At 42.6% G+C, this 20,192-nt stretch carries 18 protein-coding genes; 7 read left to right on the top strand and 11 right to left on the bottom strand.

What is annotated here, in order from left to right; all coding sequences use genetic code 11:
• The first annotated feature begins 14 nt into the window (after window positions 1–14).
• Together ACQKMF_RS22210 and ACQKMF_RS22205 are read left to right on the top strand one after the other, a co-directional pair.
• Complete coding sequence (locus ACQKMF_RS22210; protein ID WP_048687434.1) at window positions 15–806, top strand: TIGR00266 family protein; 792 nt, start codon at window positions 15–17, stop codon at window positions 804–806.
• 64 nt (window positions 807–870) lie between these two features.
• Complete coding sequence (locus ACQKMF_RS22205) at window positions 871–1,101, top strand: hypothetical protein (RefSeq protein WP_101224224.1); 231 nt, start codon at window positions 871–873, stop codon at window positions 1,099–1,101.
• A 2-nt stretch (window positions 1,102–1,103) separates the two neighbouring features.
• Here the strand turns inward: ACQKMF_RS22205 and ACQKMF_RS22200 are convergent, their stop codons facing one another.
• On the bottom strand, window positions 1,104–1,853 hold the full coding sequence (locus ACQKMF_RS22200; protein ID WP_101224225.1) for an SDR family NAD(P)-dependent oxidoreductase: 750 nt from the start codon (window positions 1,851–1,853) through the stop codon (window positions 1,104–1,106).
• A gap of 220 nt (window positions 1,854–2,073) precedes the next feature.
• On the opposite strand from ACQKMF_RS22200, the gene ACQKMF_RS22195 reads away from it, so the two are divergent.
• On the top strand, window positions 2,074–2,376 hold the full coding sequence (locus tag ACQKMF_RS22195) for a phasin family protein (protein ID WP_063232312.1): 303 nt from the start codon (window positions 2,074–2,076) through the stop codon (window positions 2,374–2,376).
• Between the two features lie 14 nt (window positions 2,377–2,390).
• Window positions 2,391–4,061, top strand: a complete 1,671-nt coding sequence (locus tag ACQKMF_RS22190) for an ABC1 kinase family protein (RefSeq protein ID WP_427574993.1) — start codon at window positions 2,391–2,393, stop codon at window positions 4,059–4,061.
• Window positions 4,062–4,327: 266 nt separating this feature from the next.
• On the opposite strand, the gene ACQKMF_RS22185 is transcribed toward ACQKMF_RS22190, so the two are convergent.
• Entirely contained in the window at window positions 4,328–5,263 is a 936-nt protein-coding gene (locus tag ACQKMF_RS22185; protein WP_427574991.1) for a catalase family peroxidase, read from the bottom strand.
• A gap of 223 nt (window positions 5,264–5,486) precedes the next feature.
• Window positions 5,487–5,909 carry an Lrp/AsnC family transcriptional regulator gene (locus ACQKMF_RS22180; RefSeq protein ID WP_101224441.1) on the bottom strand — a complete coding sequence of 141 codons (423 nt, stop codon included), beginning with the start codon at window positions 5,907–5,909 and terminating at the stop codon, window positions 5,487–5,489.
• A gap of 118 nt (window positions 5,910–6,027) precedes the next feature.
• On the opposite strand from ACQKMF_RS22180, the gene ACQKMF_RS22175 reads away from it, so the two are divergent.
• The gene (locus ACQKMF_RS22175; RefSeq protein ID WP_427574989.1) at window positions 6,028–6,426 is read left to right on the top strand and encodes a carboxymuconolactone decarboxylase family protein; all 399 of its coding nucleotides are present in this window, start codon (window positions 6,028–6,030) and stop codon (window positions 6,424–6,426) included.
• 96 nt (window positions 6,427–6,522) lie between these two features.
• Here the strand turns inward: ACQKMF_RS22175 and ACQKMF_RS22170 are convergent, their stop codons facing one another.
• Complete coding sequence (locus ACQKMF_RS22170; RefSeq protein ID WP_101224229.1) at window positions 6,523–6,990, bottom strand: Lrp/AsnC family transcriptional regulator; 468 nt, start codon at window positions 6,988–6,990, stop codon at window positions 6,523–6,525.
• Between the two features lie 173 nt (window positions 6,991–7,163).
• Here ACQKMF_RS22170 and hisC point away from each other — a divergent pair, with 173 nt between their 5' ends.
• Window positions 7,164–8,276 (top strand): histidinol-phosphate transaminase, encoded by a 1,113-nt coding sequence (gene hisC / locus ACQKMF_RS22165; RefSeq protein ID WP_101224230.1) that lies wholly within the window; start codon window positions 7,164–7,166, stop codon window positions 8,274–8,276.
• An 88-nt stretch (window positions 8,277–8,364) separates the two neighbouring features.
• Here the strand turns inward: hisC and ACQKMF_RS22160 are convergent, their stop codons facing one another.
• From ACQKMF_RS22160 to iadA, 6 genes are all read right to left on the bottom strand, one after another.
• Window positions 8,365–9,744: an amino acid permease gene (locus tag ACQKMF_RS22160; protein ID WP_101224231.1), complete on the bottom strand. Its 1,380-nt coding sequence runs from the start codon at window positions 9,742–9,744 to the stop codon at window positions 8,365–8,367.
• A 376-nt stretch (window positions 9,745–10,120) separates the two neighbouring features.
• Window positions 10,121–11,545, bottom strand: coding sequence for a dihydrolipoyl dehydrogenase (gene lpdA / locus ACQKMF_RS22155; RefSeq protein ID WP_402941137.1), 1,425 nt, complete (start codon window positions 11,543–11,545; stop codon window positions 10,121–10,123).
• Complete coding sequence (locus tag ACQKMF_RS22150; protein WP_402941134.1) at window positions 11,546–12,826, bottom strand: dihydrolipoamide acetyltransferase family protein; 1,281 nt, start codon at window positions 12,824–12,826, stop codon at window positions 11,546–11,548. It abuts the gene before it with no gap.
• Between the two features lie 29 nt (window positions 12,827–12,855).
• Window positions 12,856–13,839: an alpha-ketoacid dehydrogenase subunit beta gene (locus ACQKMF_RS22145; protein ID WP_101224443.1), complete on the bottom strand. Its 984-nt coding sequence runs from the start codon at window positions 13,837–13,839 to the stop codon at window positions 12,856–12,858.
• The gene (pdhA, locus tag ACQKMF_RS22140; RefSeq protein WP_402941131.1) at window positions 13,839–14,951 is read right to left on the bottom strand and encodes a pyruvate dehydrogenase (acetyl-transferring) E1 component subunit alpha; all 1,113 of its coding nucleotides are present in this window, start codon (window positions 14,949–14,951) and stop codon (window positions 13,839–13,841) included. The genes ACQKMF_RS22145 and pdhA overlap by 1 nt, the downstream gene beginning before the upstream one ends.
• 857 nt (window positions 14,952–15,808) lie before the next feature.
• Window positions 15,809–16,984: a beta-aspartyl-peptidase gene (gene iadA, locus ACQKMF_RS22135; RefSeq protein WP_427574985.1), complete on the bottom strand. Its 1,176-nt coding sequence runs from the start codon at window positions 16,982–16,984 to the stop codon at window positions 15,809–15,811.
• A gap of 194 nt (window positions 16,985–17,178) precedes the next feature.
• On the opposite strand from iadA, the gene ACQKMF_RS22130 reads away from it, so the two are divergent.
• Complete coding sequence (locus ACQKMF_RS22130) at window positions 17,179–17,487, top strand: hypothetical protein (RefSeq protein ID WP_427574983.1); 309 nt, start codon at window positions 17,179–17,181, stop codon at window positions 17,485–17,487.
• 405 nt (window positions 17,488–17,892) lie between these two features.
• Here ACQKMF_RS22130 and ACQKMF_RS22125 read toward each other — a convergent pair whose 3' ends face one another.
• Window positions 17,893–19,926, bottom strand: a complete 2,034-nt coding sequence (locus ACQKMF_RS22125; RefSeq protein WP_427574981.1) for a transglycosylase domain-containing protein — start codon at window positions 19,924–19,926, stop codon at window positions 17,893–17,895.
• Between the last annotated feature and the right edge of the window lie 266 nt (window positions 19,927–20,192).

Below are 20,192 nucleotides of genomic sequence, written 5' to 3'. Positions count from 1 at the left end.
AGGAGGAATGGAATATGAATAACCATGAAATAGATTTTAAATTATATGGAGATGACATGCAGTTTGTTGAAGTGGAATTGGATCCTCAGGAAACGGTGATTGCCGAAGCTGGAAGTTTGATGATGATGGAAGATCAAATCAAGATGGAAACCATCTTTGGCGATGGGTCATCGAATGGTGACAGCGGAATGATGGGTAAGCTATTCGGTGCCGGGAAACGGCTCCTTACTGGTGAGAGTCTTTTCATGACGGCTTTTACGAATGAAGGACGAGATAAAAAACATGTTTCATTCGCCTCGCCTTATCCAGGTAAAATCATTCCGATGGATTTAAGCGAGCTCGGTGGGAAAATCATTTGTCAAAAAGACGCATTCTTGGCGGCAGCGAAAGGCGTTTCAGTCGGAATTGAGTTTCAAAGAAAGATAGGGGCAGGCTTCTTTGGCGGTGAAGGCTTCATCATGCAAAAACTTGAAGGAGATGGAATGACCTTCGTTCATGCCGGCGGCACAATCCATAAAAAAGAATTGGCTGCAGGAGAAATCTTACGGGTCGATACAGGATGTTTAGTAGCGATGACTAGCGGGGTAGATTATAATATTGAAACTGTAAAAGGCGTGAAAACAGCTTTATTCGGTGGCGAAGGTTTATTCTTTGCAACATTAAAAGGACCAGGAACCGTCTGGGTGCAATCTTTGCCATTCAGCCGGCTTGCAAGCCGTGTATTTGCTGCAGCTCCGCAAAATGGAGGATCCTCCGAAGAAGGCAGCGTAGCTAGAGGCTTATTCAATTTATTCAACGATAAATAAGAACCGGACCAATGGCTGCCATCCTGGCAGTCATTGATCTCTTTTGAAAAGGATGGGTAGCAACATGCAGCTCGTTAAGTGGTCCTACATGAGACGCTATAATATCAAGGCAATTTTTGATCAATTCCCGAATTCGCCTGTTATTTTCCGAAAAATAAGAGATTACTATTTTGTTTATACCATTCACTGGACAGCTGCCGATGGCCCTATCGGCATAAAGGAGCTTGAAGAAATGGAACAGCTGCTCAACCGTGAACTCGGGACTGAACTGCAATATCTTTATCGGAAAAAATGAGATTACTCCTCGTACATCATTTTTCTTGTCATGCCTCCATCGACGATAAGGTCCGCACCCGTAACGAAATCATTTTCCGATGCCGTCAAATAAAGACAGGCCCTTGCAATATCTTCAGGCTTGCCAACCCGATTGGAAAAATGCTGCTGGTGATCTTTATCCCTCAGCGATTCATAATCTCGCGTTTCAATCCATCCCGGAGAAATCGAATTGACCGTAATTTTCTCTTTGCCTAAAGAAGCGGCAAGTGCATGTGTCAGTGCTTTGATCCCTCCTTTTGTCGCTGCATAGGATTCCGAATCAGGTTCAGACATCACCGCTCTGGTTGATGCCAAATTGATGATTGCACCTCCCTTTTCATTTTTCCGCATCGATTCTGCAGCAGCCCGGGAACAAAGGAAAACACTGCGCAAATTCGTATTCATCATATCGTCCCATTCCTCAATCGTCAGGTCATAAAGCGATTTGAATAATGCCTTTCCTGCATTATTGATTAATATATCAATGGTCTTATATGTTTTTAGAGTTACATCCATCAAATGATGGATGTCAGCTTCCTTGCGTACATCCGTTTTGACGAACATGGCTTCATGACCGTTACTTTTGAGCTCTTCCACATACGAAAGACCTTCCCGCTCGTCCAAATCTGCGAGAACGACTGAAGCACCGCTTTCTGCATATCCCTTTGCCACGCCTCTCCCTATCCCATTCGAAGCGCCTGTTACAATCACCGTTTTATTTTTGAAACCCATTATTCCATCCTCACTTTCACAGATTTGTCCCTATCATAATATCCAATTCGCTACACTTCAAACAATTTCCTATCATCAATAACCTGGAGGACCCTTATATTTTTCTAGCTGCCCTAAAGTGATGTATGATAGATAATAACAGCAAGAATGAACCAGATTGAACGGCATCCGCTATTATCTTTCTTACGGTGTAAAAAACTTATATTGGAGGAATGTAAAAATGGACTTATTAAAAAATGTGTTTTCTTTAGGATTAGGTGCTGCCGCTGCTACAAAAGAGCAAATTGAAAAAGCAGTGGACTCTCTTGTCAAAAAAGGCGATATCAGCAAAGAAGACTCCAAGGTCCTTTTGAAGCAATGGGTCGAAAAAGGGGAACAAGCCCAAAAGCAGCTGGATGATTCCGTCAAGGCCAAAGTCAACCAAGCGCTCAATGGCCTAAACTTGGCAACTAAAGAAGAAGTTCAGGAATTGGAGCGCCGTATCGTAATTTTGGAGAAGCAGAACCAAAACTTACAATCGTGACAGGAGGTACTTGAATGTTTCGCAAGCGACTGAAACACGCACATCGTTACCAGGAAATCATTAATGCCTTCTTGAAAAATGGTTTCGGTTACTTCATCTATCGCCTGGGATTATCCGAGAGCAAAGCGAACTCGAAACTCCAACCCGATGAAAATCTGAACCTCCGCTCGATCGGAGAGCGGCTGCATAAGATATTACAAAGCTTGGGACCAACATTCATTAAACTTGGTCAGATTGCAAGCACGAGGCGTGATTTCGTTCCCGATGAGATCGTCCGCGAACTTGAAAAGCTACAGGACCAGGTGACCCCTTTTCCATTTGATAGGGTTCGCAAAATTGTCGAAGCCGAATTGGGTGATTCTTTGGAAAACATTTTTCTTGAATTTAATGAAACCCCTCTGGCAACCGCTTCAATTGGACAGGTCCATACAGCACGCCTTCCTTCACAGGAAGTCGTAGCAATCAAAGTGCAGCGGCCCGATATTATGCCGACAGTGGAAACGGATTTGGAAATTCTCGATGATTTGGCAAGACTTATGGAAGCTCGCATATCTTGGGCAAGACGCTACCAAATCAGAAAAATGATTGATGAATTCGCTAAATCACTACGCGCAGAACTCGATTATAACTCCGAGGGTCGAAACGGGGAAAGAATTGCCAAGCAGTTCATCGATGATCAAGGGTTTAAGGTACCAAGGATCCACTGGGAGTTTTCCACAAAAAGGGTCCTGACGATGGATTTCATTCAAGGCATTAAGATCAACCATTATAAGCAGCTTGATGATGAAGGTTATGATCGCCGGCAAATCGCAGAAAGATTAGCGAACTCCATGCTTCAGCAAATATTGATTGATGGCTTTTACCACGGCGATCCCCATCCGGGCAATATCATCATTTTGCCGGGAAATGTCGTCGCACTCATGGATTTCGGAATGGTGGGACGTCTGGAGGAGGAAACGAAGTATCAGTTCGCCTCGCTAGTCATAAACCTGAAACGAGGAAGCACCAATGGATTGATCAAGACGCTTTCAGATATGGGCCTCCTGACGGACGAAATCGATATGGCCCCATTAAGGGGGGATATTGATGAGCTGCGAAATAAATATTATGATATCCCATTGAGCCAAATCAGTTTAGGCGGAGCAGTCAATGACCTGTTCACTGTTGCCAATCGGCATCAAGTCCAAATCCCTCCCGAATTCACGATGCTCGGCAAGGCTCTGCTTACCATGGAGGCCATTGTCGAAGGGTTAGATCCGAATTTCAGCATCATGAAGGCAGCTGAACCTTTTGGGGAGAGGCTTTTTAAGGAACGCTACAATCCAAAAAACATTGCGAAAAACGCCTGGAATCAATTCATCGAGTCTGCTGAAGCCATTGCCGAACTGCCCAAGGATATCAAGGAAGTGACAAGTATCATTAAAAAAGGGAAATTGCGGCTCGATATCAACATTCCCGAACTTCAAGTATTTTTACATAAGCTTGATCAAATCTCGAACCGGCTGTCGTTCAGTATTATCCTGCTTGCATTCAGCATAATCATGGTCGGTCTCATTATCGGCTCTGCAATAGGCGGGGAAACCTTGATCCTATGGAAAATACCGGTTATCGAGATTGGATTTGTCGTTGCAACCCTGATGTTCTTACTTATGCTCTACACCATATTCAGATCCGGAAAAATGTAACCTACTATAAAAGGGGTTCAGATTAGTTTCATCCCGAACCATGAATTTAAAACAAGTCATTATCCTTTAAGTTTTTTACTGCAATTCTCACTGGATTGAAGAAATTTGCGACACTCCTGCCGAATAACTGGGCTAGCCGAAACCCACATACGCTTGCATTGATGAGGCTTGTCTACAGTTGGAAAGGGAGTGGATTTCCGAAAGCAGGTTTTCCAGCAGTCTGAAGGGAACCCCTTTAATGCAGGGTTCCCTTTTCGTGATTTCATTCATTGGTTATTTATCCGTCGTTCATATGAAACGGCATACGCACTATGGCGAAAATTCAAGATCCGGTCTTCCGAGCACTCGATTCCTTCAGAAATATTGGTTGGATCAAACAATAATGAATCTTTACACACTTCCGATTTTTTGGAGATCGTTAAATACCCAATCGTGATTACCTGTTTATCTTCCGGCCAAGCTGTGGTTGGATCGTCAGTCGGGTCATTTTCCCCTCCTATTTGTATGTTCAATTTAAAGCCCACCGGACCTTCTTTCAGCCTCTCTTCCATTTCTTCATTCAGATACTCTGGCGAATGCTTGGCCAAATCCTTTCTTTCTAGCATACTAAGGCCGACATCCGGTACCCACTCGTACTTGATGGCCTGCCTCCTTCCTTCCGCGTTAATGAAATAGAATGCATGAATGGAATAATATTGACAAGTTGAGAAACTGGCTGGAGAACGCATTTCTTTAAGCATTTGCAGGCTTGCCTTGCTTTCTGGATACTTCCACAGAATTTTTGCAAGCTCTTTCAGATTTGGGAAACCTTCTTTGGCAGATTTGAAAAAACCAGCTATATCAACAAACGCTTCCGGTGTTTTAGCAAAGAATAACGGAATGGTCACAGTAATAAGATCTGACACCTCTCCATTCGGCAATTGAAACTTGACTGCCATGCCCTTTACAGGGGAAATGGCATCAGGATGGCTTGGAATCGGCGAGCTATTTGAAAACCGAATGATCGCCGGCACGGCTTCATCCTGAAGATGCGAAGCCACCGTTAATGGGGACGCTTTTCCGTTTGGGGTAAAAACCCCCTCATAAACATATCCCCTTGCATGTGCACGCCGATAACCAGGATATTTTCCAGCTACATCTTCAATCACATTAACTGCTTCCCTGGCTAATTCAGGGTTCAAGTCGTCAGTTTCCTCCAACATACCTCACCCCACCTTTTCAGATTATAATCCACTATTACATGTACCCTTTATTCCATTAGCTTATTCTTTCTTGAATCACCGAAAGCATTGATTGCAAAAAAACACCTGGAAATATCCAGGCACTGCAAACTTATGTATACCTTTATGGACACGTGATTTTATCCATTAATTCAAATGATCGGCCTACAGATCTCTTTTTCTTCCATAAGAAAAATACTCATTCCTATTCCCGCTCCACCTGTGAAAGGATCACATGGGTAACGGTTGCCGCAAAAGGAATGGTCCGATTGATGAATTCCTCCACTTCTTCAAGACTCTGAGTGTGGATTTTCAGCATAAAGCAAGCCTGCCCGGCAATTCGATAACAAAAGTCAACATTCGGCACCTCGGAGATATACTTTTTGAATTTCTCATATTCCCCATTTTTTACCGTTGCTTCAACGATACACTCAATTGGAAAACCGATCTTTTTATGATCAATCTCGGCAACATACCCTTTAATGATCCCGAACGACTCCATTTGCCGTACCCGTTCGGCAACGGTGGGGGCAGAGAGGTTTACTTTCTTTGCCAATTCCCTCATGGAGATGCGGCTATTCAACGTTAATTCGGCAAGGATGCTCTGGTCTTTCTCATCTATTTTCATTTTTAAATTATCCCCCTTATTCTCTTTACATTCTTTCATTATTTAACCACATTTCTTTACAAACGGAATTAAATTTCTTGGTTTTTTATATTAGGATTATCTCAAAGGAGAGATGTTCATGACAAGAATAAAAAAATCATCACAGGGATCCAGTCCATTTCAAAGATTATTTCATTCTGAAGAGATTTCGCATAAATGGTCGGAGCTTTCAGATTGTATATCTGCAAATGGGAAACTTTCGGAGAAGTTAAAGGAAAACGTCAGAAGGGTGCTGGCATACGGTAATGGCTGCTCATACTGTCAGGCAAAAGGGACTCCACTAAAGCCTGAAGATATGAAAGAAAGCTATGCAATCGCCTTTGCGGAGGTATTTCTCTTGCAGCGTGAAAAAACGGAGGAAAAGTTTTTCCAGGTGTTGAAGGAGGCATTCAGTGATGAAGAGATTTCTGAACTATTGGCATTCATTTGTTTTACAACCGCCCAGCAATATTTCGGGGCTTTGATGGATTTAAAATAACGGCAAAAAGGAACAGGCGCATTGCCTCGTTCCTTTTGTAATAAACCTATTTTCTAGTTTGAACGGTCACCGAATCCTTATAAATTGAATTACCACCTAGGATTTCGCCCCATGATCCTCCATTTCATTGATCCTTGGAAGAATGGAGCGGGAAGGTACCGGGGATGTCAAAACCACGGATGTATTCAGATGTCCATATGGTATCAATCGATCTATCAGTAATCTCATGCTGTCCATATCAGCTAAAGCCGCTTTCAAAAAATATCCAACTGTTCCCGTTACACGATGACACTCGATAATGTCTAAATCATTTTTCACCAATGTCTCAAAATCGGAAACAGGAACCTTAAGTTCACTCACCTGAATGAACACAAGTACACCCCTTCCTATTGCCAGAGGTGAAACCCTTGCGCTGAACCCCTCAATGATCCCCTTTTCTTGCAGGCGATACATACGTTCAGAGATGCTAGGTCGACTGAGAGCCAATTTCTTCGATAGTTCACTAATCGTAATGCGTCCATCTCTTTGTAAAAGTTCCAGTAACCTGACATCTATTTCATCCATGAAGCAACCGCCTTTCATAATGAAGGAATATAAGCATATATTTCTTTAAAATGTTGTATGGATAGCAATAAATACATTCTTTTTTGTATGTAATTTTACCAGTTAATATTCTATCATTAAAATAATCAAATAGAAAAAGAAAATTCAGAATTCACCAAAGGGAGGAACCTGCATTGACCTTTACGAAAATCCCGGTTCGACAAAACATCGAAAGCATCAGCCCATATGTTTCCGGCAAGCCAATTGAAGAAGTGCAACGCGAACTTGGTCTTGAAACGATCGTTAAATTGGCATCCAATGAGAACCCATTCGGTTACTCACCTCTAGCAAAAGAAGCCATGCTTACCGAAATGGAGCAAACCTCCTTTTATCCTGAAGGTATGGCACCTGCATTAGCTGAAAAGCTGGCAAGGAAATTGAATATCAATAAAGATCATATCATTTTGGGAAATGGTTCTGATGAAGTGATTCGTTTGTTAACAAGAACCTATATCCAACAAAATGATGAAGTCATCATGGCTGATGTGACATTTCCACGGTATGAAACGAATGTATTGATTGACGGCGGCACACCTGTAAAGATACCTCTTATTAATGGGGTACATGACCTGCAGGGTATGTATGAGGCCATAACAGAAAAAACAAGAATGATATTTGTCTGTAATCCCAATAATCCAACAGGAACGATCGTTCAAAAAGAAAAGTTGCGCACTTTTATAGAGAAGGTGCCGAAACATATTTTGCTGATCGTTGATGAAGCATACTATGAATATGTCGAAGATGGAGAATTTTTAGAAACCTTACCACTTCTCAATATGCATTCAAACCTGGTTATCTTACGCACTTTTTCGAAGATTTATGGCCTGGCTGCATTAAGGATTGGATACGGTTTAATGGATGCTTCCATCATACAAGAGCTAGTTAAAGTGAAGGAGCCCTTCAATACCAATCGTTTAGCACAGGCTGCAGCATTCGCTTCCCTCGACGACCATCCATTTGTTGAGAAATGTGTTCGTAAGAATGAGGAAGGAAGAAGATATTTAGAAAACGAACTAAGCAAGATGGGATTAACATTCTACCCTTCACATGCCAACTTCTTGATGGTCAAATTGAATCAGCCTGGCAGGGACATTTTTGAGAAGTTATTAATTCAGGGTGTCATCATCCGTTCAGGTCATTTGCTAGGCTATGAAAATACTATCCGCGTGACCATTGGCACTGCGCCTGAAAACGAGAGATTCATAGCATCCTTACAACATATTATCAATAAAACGTCTGGTGCATGACCGATCCATGAAGTTGCTGTATATCAATGATCATTAATGAAAGATACGACATGGACGCCTTTGCCCATGCCGTATCTTTTACGTGAATTTATTTAGCAATATCCTTTTCTATTATAGGTGTTTCCTGTGCATCCACACTTTTAAATTTAAAAATCGAAATCGAGATTAATGCAGCCAACACAATCAGGCAAGCAATGATACTGATCCGATTCTGTTCACTGAACACGAACGTGACACAAATGATGCTTAAGGTGATTACAGTAAACAAGGTTACATATGGAAAGCCCCACAATTTAAAACTCGGAGCCTTGGGATAAGAATTGCGAAGTTTTAGCTGCGCTAAACAGATGCTGATCCATACAAGTGATACTACAAAGCCCGGAAAAGCCATTAATAGAGTAAATGCCTGGTCCTGTGCAACGAAAGTAATCATGGAGCCGACGACCAATACAACTGCACTTAATATCAAACTATACAAAGGAACGCCATTTTTTGATACATAAGAGAATGACTTGGGAGCTTCCCCTTCTGCAGCTAAAGAATGCAGCATTCGGGTACACCCATATATTCCAGAGTTAGCGGCTGATAAGACTGCCGTTATCAAAATGAAATTCATGATATGCGCAGAACCCTGAAAACCTGACATTGACAAAACTTGTACAAACGGACTTGCCTGGTCGCTAATTTCGTTCCAAGGAATCAAACCGCAGATTACAAGGATCGGTAAGGTGAAGAATAAAACGACTCTCCAAATATAGTTTTTAATGACCTTAGGTAAAATGCGTTCTGCATCCTTTGCTTCGGTTACTGTCACCCCTATTAACTCGGAACCGCCATAGGAGAACATGACGATCAGTAATGCCGAAAAGATGGACATCCATCCATTTGGGAAAAATCCTCCATGCCCTGTGAAGTTTTGCAGATAATTAGATCCGCCGCTTGGGATCACTCCAAATAAAATACAGGCTCCCAATATGATGAATAAGATGATCATTGTAATTTTAATGCCAGCAAACCAAAATTCGAATTCACCATAATTTTTGACATTCATCATGTTAATCCCAATTATGAAAGCCGCACACCCTAAACTTAATACCCATAGAGGGATAGCCGGGAGCCAATATTGCAAGAAGCTTCCTGCCACCACTACCTCAATGACACATACGGACAGCCACATGAAACAATACATCCAGCCTACGATGAAGGAAAAGCGCTTACCGAATGCTTTCTGTACGAAACCCTTCATATTCGTATTTGGATAGACAATCGCCATTTCTGCTATAGCACCCATGACTACAAGCAGTAATAATCCTGCAAAAATATAAGTGAATATAACTCCTGGCCCTGCTAACGATATGGTTTCGGCACTTCCTTTAAAAATCCCAGTACCTATAGCCCCTCCCATTGCCATCATGCTAATATGCCGTGGCAATAATTTCTTTTGCAGTGACCCACCATTTGACTCCATTACATTTGCCTCCTTCATTCCATAATTTTCTCATATAAAAAATTAAACCCATTTCAATCGTTGAATGGCGAATAGATAAGTTATCTCATCAACCGTTATGGTTTAGGAGTGGAAGAAAGCAAAGCCTTCTTGAAAACTCTTCTCATACTTCCCCAAAGTAAAAATGATATCAATAAGCTGATGGTTTTACAAGAGGAATCATTGCAGGCTAATATGGCTCCCGTATGGTCAAACGCCGGTCAGATTTTCGAAATGGAGTGACTTGCTGATAGCCTTGCCTTACGGGGACCAATGACCGGGTTTCTGACTCTATTAAAATGAAACATTCTAATCGGGGACTACATCGGTAATCCCCATGATACATATTCCAGTTATGTTATTTATTTACGATGTGAATCGCATGTCCCAAAACTGCCTCAGCCGCTTCCATCCACCCCTCGGTCAAAGTTGGATGAGGATGCATGCTGAGGGCAATATCCTCGACCCGAGCCGCCAGTTCAAGGGCAAGGACCCCTTCACCTATAAGGTTGGAAGCATCAGCACCTACCATATGCATCCCGAGCAATATGTGGCTATTAGCATCCACGATCACTTCAGCAAATCCCTCCGTTTCATTCGTTGCAAGCGCCCTTCCGTTGGCACTGAACGGAAATTTGCCGACCTTGACGCTGTATCCCTGTTGTTCAGCTTCTTCACGGCTTAAACCAACACCAGCTATTTGTGGTTCCGAGAAGATTACATATGGAACATATGGTGAGTCTACTGCACTTGGCAGCCCCCCTATCACTTCAGCTGCCACGATTCCCTGTTTGGATGCTCGATGGGCAAGAGCCGGACCAGGTGTAGTATCACCGATGGCAAAGATGTGCGGCACATTTGTACGGCATTCCATATCCACTGCTATATGGCCTTTCTCGCCAACCGTAACCCCAGCCCGATTCAGGCCAATTTCTTCAGTGTTAGGTATCCTGCCAATTGTAACCAGGGTCTTTTCGCTCACGACCACTTCAGTCCCCTGTTCTTCCGAGGACACATGAAGATGTACTTGGCCATTCACTACTGTCGCCTTTTCTACCCTCGAGGAGGTTTTGATTTTCATCCCAAGCTTCTTGGCATTCCTTGTGACTTCCTTTACCAAGTTTTCAGCAACTTGGGGGAGTATGCGATTGGCCATTTCAATGATGGTCACTTTAGTACCTAGCTTTGCAAATGCCATACCCAATTCGATTCCGATATATCCTCCGCCAATGATTGACAAGCTTGAAGGAACTTCCTGCAGCTGCAAAGATGATGTCGAATCCAATATATATTCTCCATCGACTTTAATGAAGGATGGAATGAAAGGCCTGGACCCCGTCGCAATAATTGCCTGCTCAAACTTATAGGTTTCGAAATCGCCATCGGTTTCGACTCCAATGCGGTCATCAGATAAAAAGGTTGCTTGACCTTTAACCACCGTCACTCCATTTTCCTTACACAAATGGGCAATACCTTGCCTCAATTGAGATGTGATGCCCGCTTTCCAATCCTGCCAAACTCCCAAGTCCATAGTCGTGCTTTCCTGAGGCAGCCGGATTCCCATTTTCCCTAAATCATTAAGACTTTGGTATTGATTTGCTGCGTGAATTAATGCCTTTGATGGTATACAGCCCCGATTAAGGCATACCCCGCCCAGCTTATCCTTTTCAACAAGCACGACTGATTTTCCTAACTGGCCGAGACGGATAGCCGCAGCATATCCTCCCGGACCTCCTCCCATGATGACAACATCCGTCTCTACAGCAACTTCCCCAACTACCATTTATCTCATCTCCACAACTAAACGAATTGGATTTTCCAGCAATTCCTTAATTCTATTGGTAAAATGCACCGCTGTTACCCCATCAATCAAACGATGGTCGAAAGAAAGTGACATATTCATCATTAAACGGATAACACCTTCCAAATCGCGAACGACCATGCGATGTTCCATTTTATGCAAAGCTAATATGGCCGCTTCCGGATAGTTAATGATCGGGGTCGCGTGCATCCCTCCGATCGGTCCTACATTGCTGATGGTAAATGTACTGCCTGTGATTTGATCTATGTTCAGCTTCCCTTCACGGGCTTGGGCTGCCAATCGCTTGATTTCATCAGCCAGTTGGAAAATGGTTTTTTGATCGGCATTTTTTATGACTGGTACAATGAGACCCTCGTTTGTATTCGTCGCAATCCCAATGTGATAATAATTTTTCAGGATGATTTCATTGGTTCTTTCATCAATTGAAGCGTTTAGTGTTTTGAACTCCTTTAAGGCGATGACAATCGCTTTAACGAAAAATGGCAAAAAAGTCAATTTAATATCCTTATCATCGGAGTACTCCTTTAATTGATTTTTAAATTCCTTCAATCGGTCCATTTCCAATTCATCTACATGGGTTACATGAGGAATGGTTGAAACCGACTTTACCATATGTTCAGCGATTTTTTTACGAATGCCTTTAAGCGGAATCCGCTCTTCCCGCTCATTTTCCAAACCTTTTGCCTGGATGGCATCCTTCATCGGGGCCATATCTTGAACAATCCTGTCCTCAAGCTGTTTGGCTTTTTCCCGTGTAAACGAATTATTTTCTTTAAACTGCTTCAAGTCACTTTCGGTAATTCGCCCAGCTGGACCGGAGCCTTTAACCTTCTCGATATCAATCTTCATTTCCCTCGCCAATTGACGCACGAATGGTGTTGCCAGCGCACGCAATGTCTCATGATGCTGTTTAGTCGTAATATGCTCAGCATTCACTTTTACATCGCTAGATTGCACGGCATGGTTTTCTTCTTCAATAATGACTGTATCCGGAACTGACATATCGTTCTCTTCCTGAATTGTGAATATTGTGGTTCCCACTTCCACGATATCCCCTTCGGAAAAAAATATCTTCTTGACCACTCCCGCTGCGGGAGCAGTCAATTCAGCATTGACTTTATCCGTTTGCACCTCAACAATGGGTTGATCCTGTTTTACCGCATCCCCCTCTTTGATGAGCCATTGGATAATTTCCCCTTCATGCATCCCTTCCCCTACATCAGGAAGTTTAAATTCCATCATGCGTCATCCTCCTTCTCCCTTAATCACAATTAAAATGATATCGTTTCGACTATTCCTTGTTTTACACGGTCAACAGTCGGTAAATAATGATCTTCTATTGTAAACGGCGGAACCGGAACATCAAATCCAGTTACACGCTTAATCGGCGCTTTTAGGTAAATAAGAGCTTCATCATTAATGATGGAGATGATCTCCGCACCTAATCCGGCAGTCTTATGGGCTTCATGGACGATTAATGCACGACCTGTCTTTTTAATGGATTGCACGATCGTATCCCTATCCAGGGGGTATAAAGTTCTAAGATCGACCACTTCACATTTCCAGCCTTTTTCCGCTTCAATCTTTTTCGCGGCATTCAATGCCTCCCTTAACATGGCCCCCCATGCAAAAATGGTCAGGTCGCTTCCCTCCTGGACCACTTTTGCTTGACCGATGGGTATTCGGTACATTTCGTCGGGAACTTCTTCCTTAAAGGCCCGATACAATTTAGTCGGTTCCAAAAAAATCACCGGATCTGGATCTTCGAGCGCTGAAATGAGCAGCCCTTTTGCGTCATATGGATTACTGGGTGCAACCACCTTTAAACCCGGAGTATGGGCAAAGAAGGTTTCGACACTTTCGGAATGAAGTTCAGGACCCCTGATTCCGGCACCATATGGAGTACGGATTACGAGGGGCACCCCAAATTGCCCACGGGTACGATACCTCATACGGGCAGCATGGGAAACGAGTTGCTCGAATCCAGGATAAATAAAGGCGAGAAACTGGATCTCCACTATGGGCAGCATTCCGTTAAGGGCTAAACCAATGGCAGAGCCGATGATTCCAGATTCAGCTAATGGCGTATCGACAACTCGATCTTTTCCATACTTCTCATAAAGCCCTTCCGTTGACCGAAAAACCCCGCCATTAACTCCAATATCCTCACCCAAGATCATCACGCGATCATCATGACCCAGCATTTGGTCCAGCGCTTCCGTAATAGCCTGGAGCATCGTTAAATTTTTGCCCATTATTTCTTCCCGCCTTTCCTTAAGATTTGATTCAATTCCTGCTTCTGTTCCTTTAGATGCCATGACTCCTTTGCATATACATGGTTAAACATTTCGAGCGGGTCGGATTTTGGATACCCTTCTGCTCTTTGAAGGTGAGCATCGATCAGTTCGTTGAATTGTTTTATCACCAATTCCTCCTGCTCTTCATTCCAGTGACCCTCTTTATCCAAATACTTTCTAAGACGTGTTATGGGATCGCGGTTTTCCCTCCAGAACGTTGAAATTTCGTCCTGATCGCGATATATGTTCGGATTGTCTGCAGTAGTATGGGCGCCATAGCGAAAGGTAATGGCTTCAATCAATGTAGGCCCTTCCCCTTTAAGCGCTCTTTCGACAGCATCTTTTACAGTCATCCATACTGCAAAAATATCATTTCCATCCACCCGCACCCCATGGATGTCATAAGCAGCAGCCCGCTGGGATATCGTTTTGGATGCCGATTGCTTTTCAAAAGGTACACTGATTGCGTAGCCATTATTTTGGCAGAAAAAGATTGTCGGGGTTTTATAAACGCCAGCAAAATTCAGTGCCTCATGAAAGTCCCCTTCTGAAGTGGCACCATCACCAAAATAAGCAATGCTAACATTCTGTTCGCCTTTAAGCTTACTTGCCCAAGCCGTACCAACTGCATGAACCATTTGAGTGGCAATGGGAACACTTGGAGGCATAATCCTTTTTCCCTCTGGACAAATTGAGCCGTCAAAATGTGCCATCCAGTATAGGAAGACACGGTATAATTCCTGACCATGAATGATTGCAGCTCCATGATCACGGTATGTGGGAAACATCCAATCCCCTGCCGACAATGCTAAAGCGCTTCCTACCTGTGATGCTTCCTGTCCTTCGAATGGTGCATATGTCCCAATCCTGCCTTGGCGCTGAAGATTAATTGATTTTCGGTCAAATGTTCTGAGCAGGAGCATGCTCTCATACATCTTTAACATAAGTGATTTATCGATTTTTCCATCAATCGTTTCAATGATTTCCCCTTCAGGAGTCAATACACGAAACATTTCCGGATCAGTTCCATCTGAATGCGCTTTCATTATTGGGTTTCCCGTCTTTTCCATTTCATTTCTCCCCTTAAGATAGATTTGATTCGCAAACTTACCAAGGTTTTGAACAGTCATGAAATAACAGCCCAAAATGTTTTATTGGTCTCTATGTCTGTGATTAAATGCTGTTTCATAAAATACATTTCCTTATATAAAAGGATAATACATCCAAGTTTTTAATAATATGTTAAATAGAATGAATTTTTCGTATATTGCCTTTATTTAGAATATGTTTTCTGATACTTCACCTTCATTTTGAAAATGAGAACATTCAATGGGTAAATTTCATTTATTATCTACAAATTGTGATATGCTCGATTTATTCACGACCTCATCCAAAAAGTATCCAGCACAAAAAAAGACCCATTATATAATTAAGGGTCTTAGACTGTATACAAACTTTAAGGAAAAATCCAGTTGCATACGTTTTTTTCTAATGGAATATTCCAGTTGATTTCTGAAATCCAATGAGGATTATAGTAAAAACATGAAGGATAATCGAGTTTACTTTTTAATCTTGGTTCAGGTCGAGAAATCCGAAACTCCTTTTGTCAAAAAAAATTGATGGAGCAGCCAGACTCTAGACGAATTGGAGAAGGGCCAGTTTCCATACAATATTTCTTAAAAAAGAAGTTCCAGTTGATTGGAGCGGGTGTTCGAGACTCCTGCGGGAAAAAGCGCGTCGAGGGAGACCCCGCAGGCGAGCGCCGAGAAGGATCCCGGACCGCCCGCGGTAAGTGAGTGCCTGGAGTGGAAATCATTACACATTCCCTCTTTCAGAAATCCGAAATTAGATCAATGTTACCCCTTTTTGCAATTAAGGATAAATGGGGTAGAACTCGCACCGAAATAGCACCCAAAATTAGAAAGATCTATTTTTCAAATGTTCCTTTCACGACTGCTTCACCATCCTTGACCATGATTTGCCCCATCGCGATAACAATATTTATTTCTAAAGTTTGTTTCTTCATTATGATAATATCGGCGTCCTTACCTACCGCAAGCTGACCCTTTGCAGAAAGTTTTAAAATGTTTGCCGGGTTTGCCGTCGCAACTCGTATGGCATCGGCAATTGTCACTCCATCCTCGAGGACCGCATCGACAACACAATCATATAAGGACATGCATGTACCAATGTTCAAACCCCGCAGGTTGCCGCTTCCATCGAAGTCAGGCAGGCTGGCTTGTCCATCTGAAGTTATGGTAATCTGCCCGATTTCAACGCCTTCTTCCAGTGCCCTTTTTATTGCTGTACTTGCTTTGACCTCCCCTTCTTCAAGGAACTTCTCGATCGTACTTGTCGTAAAATCGATATACCCCCCTTTTTTTGCATATTCCACCCCTGCATTGAATAAATGCGGATTTCGGTTTATATGTGTAGGATAGAACTGAGTGATCGGTATTTCCGTTGTCTCGACAACTTCCTCAATTACATGCAAATGATCTAGACTGTCCCCGACATGAATGTTGACGATACCGCATTTCCCGGACAGCAGACCTCCATTACGCGCCTGAGAGGCCAGTTTAGCCAGCTCAGCTGCAGTCGGCTGCGAGGAACGATGATCGGCAATGGCTATCTCGCCAACACCGATAATTTTATCGACAAGAATCAAATCATCTTCGATCTTACCTGTTAACGTCTTGACTGGAACTTGATAGGAACCAGTCTGAACGAAGCAGCTAATTCCCTCTTCTTCAAGCGCCCTCGCTTTAGCAAGCAGTGCGGGCATCGTCCTTGTCGTTCCATCTGTTCCGATGACCCCTACCAATGTCGTTATACCCGCTAAAGTGGCATCTGTTAATTGGATTTCAGGAGTCCTCGTTTTAAAGCCGCCTTCCCCGCCTCCGCCGATAATATGTACGTGACCATCTATAAAACCCGGAGCCACGATTTGGCCATCCGCATCAATCACCTCCAATTCAACGAAATTGTCAGGTACCTCAATCTTGTCCTCGATGAATCCAATTTGCTTCCCAACCAAGAGGATATCTTTTTGGCCCATATATTCCGGACCATATAGCTCCCCATTTTTAATAAGTGTGAGCATTCTCCTTCTCCCTTCAAAAAATACAAATTTTCAAATAGGTTTCAAAATCTTTTACCCGGGTAAATATACAACATGACCAGCTAACAATTACATAAAAAAGACCAAACATACTTGTTCATTTTTTAAAAGTTGTAGCCGAATTGACATCTTGATTATGCTTTTCCAAAAGTATAAAAACAAAAGGAGCAAACGACATGAATAAAGTGATTTCTTCTGACATTAAAACAAATAAAAGATTATCCATGCGACAAATCATGAACCTATATCAAGTTACAAAAGAATTTAAAGGGAATATATATTTTATCTGCAACCATAAATTGGTCGATGCCAAGAAACTTTCGACTTTCGTATCCTTTGTGCTCATTCTTCAAGAGTGTGCAACCATGAAAGTCATCCTTGAAGGCGAGAATGTACATGCCATGCTAGAAAAAGTACAGGCTATTTGTAAAGAAAATGATGAATGTTCATTCGGTTTCCTATCGAACCAAACCGTTAATATTTAAATGATTCCGACTACGTTATGAAGAGGGTGTATAAAAATGAGAACCATTTTAATGGTGATAGGCGCAATTGTCGTAATCGGCATAATAGCAAATCTAATTTTTTAAATAAATGAAGAACTGTAGCCAAACGCGAGTTTGCCTGCAGTTTTTTTATTTTAAAAACGTTCCAGTTGATTTCATCCTGAGCTTTTTTGGGCGGTTCACAGATTTATTCGGCCTTACCCGCTCTTTATTCGACCCTTCTCGGATTTATTCGACCTTACCCGTTTTTTATTCGGCCGTTCACGGATTATTCAGACTCCGGAGCCACGTATTAAATCCGCTCCCTTTCGTCGACAAACTGAGACTGTCAAATGATTGACAGTCTCAGTTTGTTAATTTTATTTAAACTCCCTTACCTGAGAATCACCATGGAACCTCCCAGTCCCTCCATTTATTCAAACCTTCCCTAATCTCATTTCCTTTATCAATCCAATATTGTCTCCTTTTGTCCTCTTCTTCCTTCTCCTGTTGCTCAGCTATAAGTGCCTGCTGTTCAGCTATTAGCGGTCCGATATCCTGAGCTTTAAAAGATTGAGCCGCTTGATTCTGTAAAGCTTGCGCCATTATTTTTTGGAAGATGAGTGCACTTCCCTGACTACTGTGTGTCGTTAGATAATGATTTTCGTCGGTCTTATCATATCCAGCCCATACAGCACCGACCAGCGAAGGTGAATAACCGATGAACCATTGATCTTTAACCCCTGATATTCCTTCGATGGGAACTTGTGTGGAGCCTGTTTTTCCTGCTATTTCATAACCTGATACTGCGGCGTTTTTCGCTGTGCCATATTCCACTGTTCCAAGCAGCATGGCATTCATTTTATCGACGGCGCCTACTGAGGTCACTTTGGTGCTCTTCTCTTTCCAGGCGGCAACCTCTTTTCCATCGGCATTTTCTATTCTTACAATGGCATGGGTCTCCATCCGTTCCCCTTCGTTGGCAAAAGCTGAAAAGGCTCCTGCCATCTGCAGCGGGGACACACCTTTTTTCATCCCTCCTAAAGCGATCGACAGGTTTCGATCATCCTTTTCATATGGAATTCCAAACCGATTAAGTGAATCAAGCCCCTTATCGATGCCAATCTCATTCAATAGCCAAACCGTCGGTACATTCAAGGAATTCATCACCGCTTCATACATGGGGACTTCTCCTTTATATTCACCGCTCAGGTTTGTTGGCTCATATTCACCGAAGCTCATTTTTTCATCCTTTAAAGGGGCAGTGATATCATATCCCTCTTCAACAGCTGGCGTGTAAACGACAAGCGGTTTAATGGATGATCCAGGAGACCTTGTCAGCTGGGTGGCCCGATTATATCCCATGAATTGATGTTCACCTCTCCCGCCGACAAGTGCTTTTATGCCGCCGGTTTCAGGATCAAGGAGGACAGACCCGCTTTGAACCAGTTCTTCTGTACTCGTTCCAACTGGAAAATTGGCTGCATTCTCATACACGGTTTCTGTAGCCTGCTGCATGGATTGGTCCAGAGTCGTGTAAATTTTATAGCCCTTTGAAAGCAGCTCCTCAAGCTTAATTCCATATTTACTCGATGCTTCCGATAAAACATGATCGACATAATAGGGATATTTACCTCTTAATGGATCGGTTTCCTTCTCCCCCATAAGAAGTGTCACCGCATCTTTTTTTGCAGCTGCTTCTTCATCTTTCGTCAAATAACCATGTTCCGCCATTCTCGAAAGAACCAAATCGCGCCGCTTCACTGCCCCGTCTAAATTCTTGTATGGATCAAGTTTGGATGGCAAGTTAATGACTCCCGCCAGCAATGCGCCCTCGGCAACGGTCAATTCAGAGACCTCTTTGGAAAAATAAATATTTGCAGCCTTTTTGATTCCCCATGCCCCATGGCCAAAATAAACTTGATTCAAATACATTTCCAGTATTTCATCTTTTGTATACTGATTTTCAACTTCCTGGGCTAGAAAAAACTCTCCTATCTTCCTCTTCAGTGTTCGATCCGATTCCAGCATCGTGATTTTCACAAGCTGCTGGGTGAGCGTGCTCCCGCCTTCAACAACACTTCCAGCCTTTGCATTTTTAACCAAAGCCCGCATAATTCCTTGATAATCTATGCCGTGATGTTCATAAAAACGGTGATCCTCAATGGAAACCACCGCTTGTTTCATATGTTCCGGTATTTCATCTATAGCAACACCTTCGGATTTATTTGCCGTGATTGTACTAGCAAGATTCCCATCCAAATCATAGATCCCTGTCGGTTGCTGAAGCTTATTTTCAAGATGACTTATATCAGCACCCTGCCTGAAATACAACAGTGAACCGGCGCCTAAAACCACAATCACCAATATTATAATTAGACCTAATTTCACTAACCCTCTCATTTGTACCCCCATTTTCCCATCTGCGACATGTTTCATTAAAAATATTTTACCCTTTTTATTAAAGAAAACTCGTCGATTGAATAAAAGGCCGAAGCTAGGCGCCCTTTTCATGTAGCACTATACTCGGATATCGGCACCCTTGATGATATTTCTTCATCGTCTGACATGTCAACTAACTGTAAGGACCAGATTTCATCCTACCATTTTAACTATGCTCGTATCTATCCTTTACCCGTAAATGGCAGTCTATATACAGATTAAAGGCGTGAAGCCATTTAAAAGTGGGTATAACACCTTTAAGG

Source organism: Peribacillus sp. NPDC101480 (assembly GCF_050277335.1).
Lineage (GTDB): Bacteria > Bacillota > Bacilli > Bacillales > DSM-1321 > Peribacillus.
This window is presented reverse-complemented; position numbering and strand designations above follow the sequence as displayed.

Coding starts and splice junctions, on each gene's coding strand:
- ACQKMF_RS22210 (WP_048687434.1), top strand. CDS start 15: ATGAATAACCATGAAATAGATTTTAAATTATATGGAGATGACATGCAG.
- ACQKMF_RS22205 (WP_101224224.1), top strand. CDS start 871: ATGCAGCTCGTTAAGTGGTCCTACATGAGACGCTATAATATCAAGGCA.
- ACQKMF_RS22200 (WP_101224225.1), bottom strand. CDS start 1,853: ATGGGTTTCAAAAATAAAACGGTGATTGTAACAGGCGCTTCGAATGGG.
- ACQKMF_RS22195 (WP_063232312.1), top strand. CDS start 2,074: ATGGACTTATTAAAAAATGTGTTTTCTTTAGGATTAGGTGCTGCCGCT.
- ACQKMF_RS22190 (WP_427574993.1), top strand. CDS start 2,391: ATGTTTCGCAAGCGACTGAAACACGCACATCGTTACCAGGAAATCATT.
- ACQKMF_RS22185 (WP_427574991.1), bottom strand. CDS start 5,263: ATGTTGGAGGAAACTGACGACTTGAACCCTGAATTAGCCAGGGAAGCA.
- ACQKMF_RS22180 (WP_101224441.1), bottom strand. CDS start 5,909: ATGAAAATAGATGAGAAAGACCAGAGCATCCTTGCCGAATTAACGTTG.
- ACQKMF_RS22175 (WP_427574989.1), top strand. CDS start 6,028: ATGACAAGAATAAAAAAATCATCACAGGGATCCAGTCCATTTCAAAGA.
- ACQKMF_RS22170 (WP_101224229.1), bottom strand. CDS start 6,990: ATGGATGAAATAGATGTCAGGTTACTGGAACTTTTACAAAGAGATGGA.
- ACQKMF_RS22160 (WP_101224231.1), bottom strand. CDS start 9,744: ATGGAGTCAAATGGTGGGTCACTGCAAAAGAAATTATTGCCACGGCAT.
- lpdA (WP_402941137.1), bottom strand. CDS start 11,545: ATGGTAGTTGGGGAAGTTGCTGTAGAGACGGATGTTGTCATCATGGGA.
- ACQKMF_RS22150 (WP_402941134.1), bottom strand. CDS start 12,826: ATGATGGAATTTAAACTTCCTGATGTAGGGGAAGGGATGCATGAAGGG.
- ACQKMF_RS22145 (WP_101224443.1), bottom strand. CDS start 13,839: ATGGGCAAAAATTTAACGATGCTCCAGGCTATTACGGAAGCGCTGGAC.
- pdhA (WP_402941131.1), bottom strand. CDS start 14,951: ATGGAAAAGACGGGAAACCCAATAATGAAAGCGCATTCAGATGGAACT.
- iadA (WP_427574985.1), bottom strand. CDS start 16,984: ATGCTCACACTTATTAAAAATGGGGAGCTATATGGTCCGGAATATATG.
- ACQKMF_RS22130 (WP_427574983.1), top strand. CDS start 17,179: ATGAATAAAGTGATTTCTTCTGACATTAAAACAAATAAAAGATTATCC.
- ACQKMF_RS22125 (WP_427574981.1), bottom strand. CDS start 19,926: ATGAAACATGTCGCAGATGGGAAAATGGGGGTACAAATGAGAGGGTTA.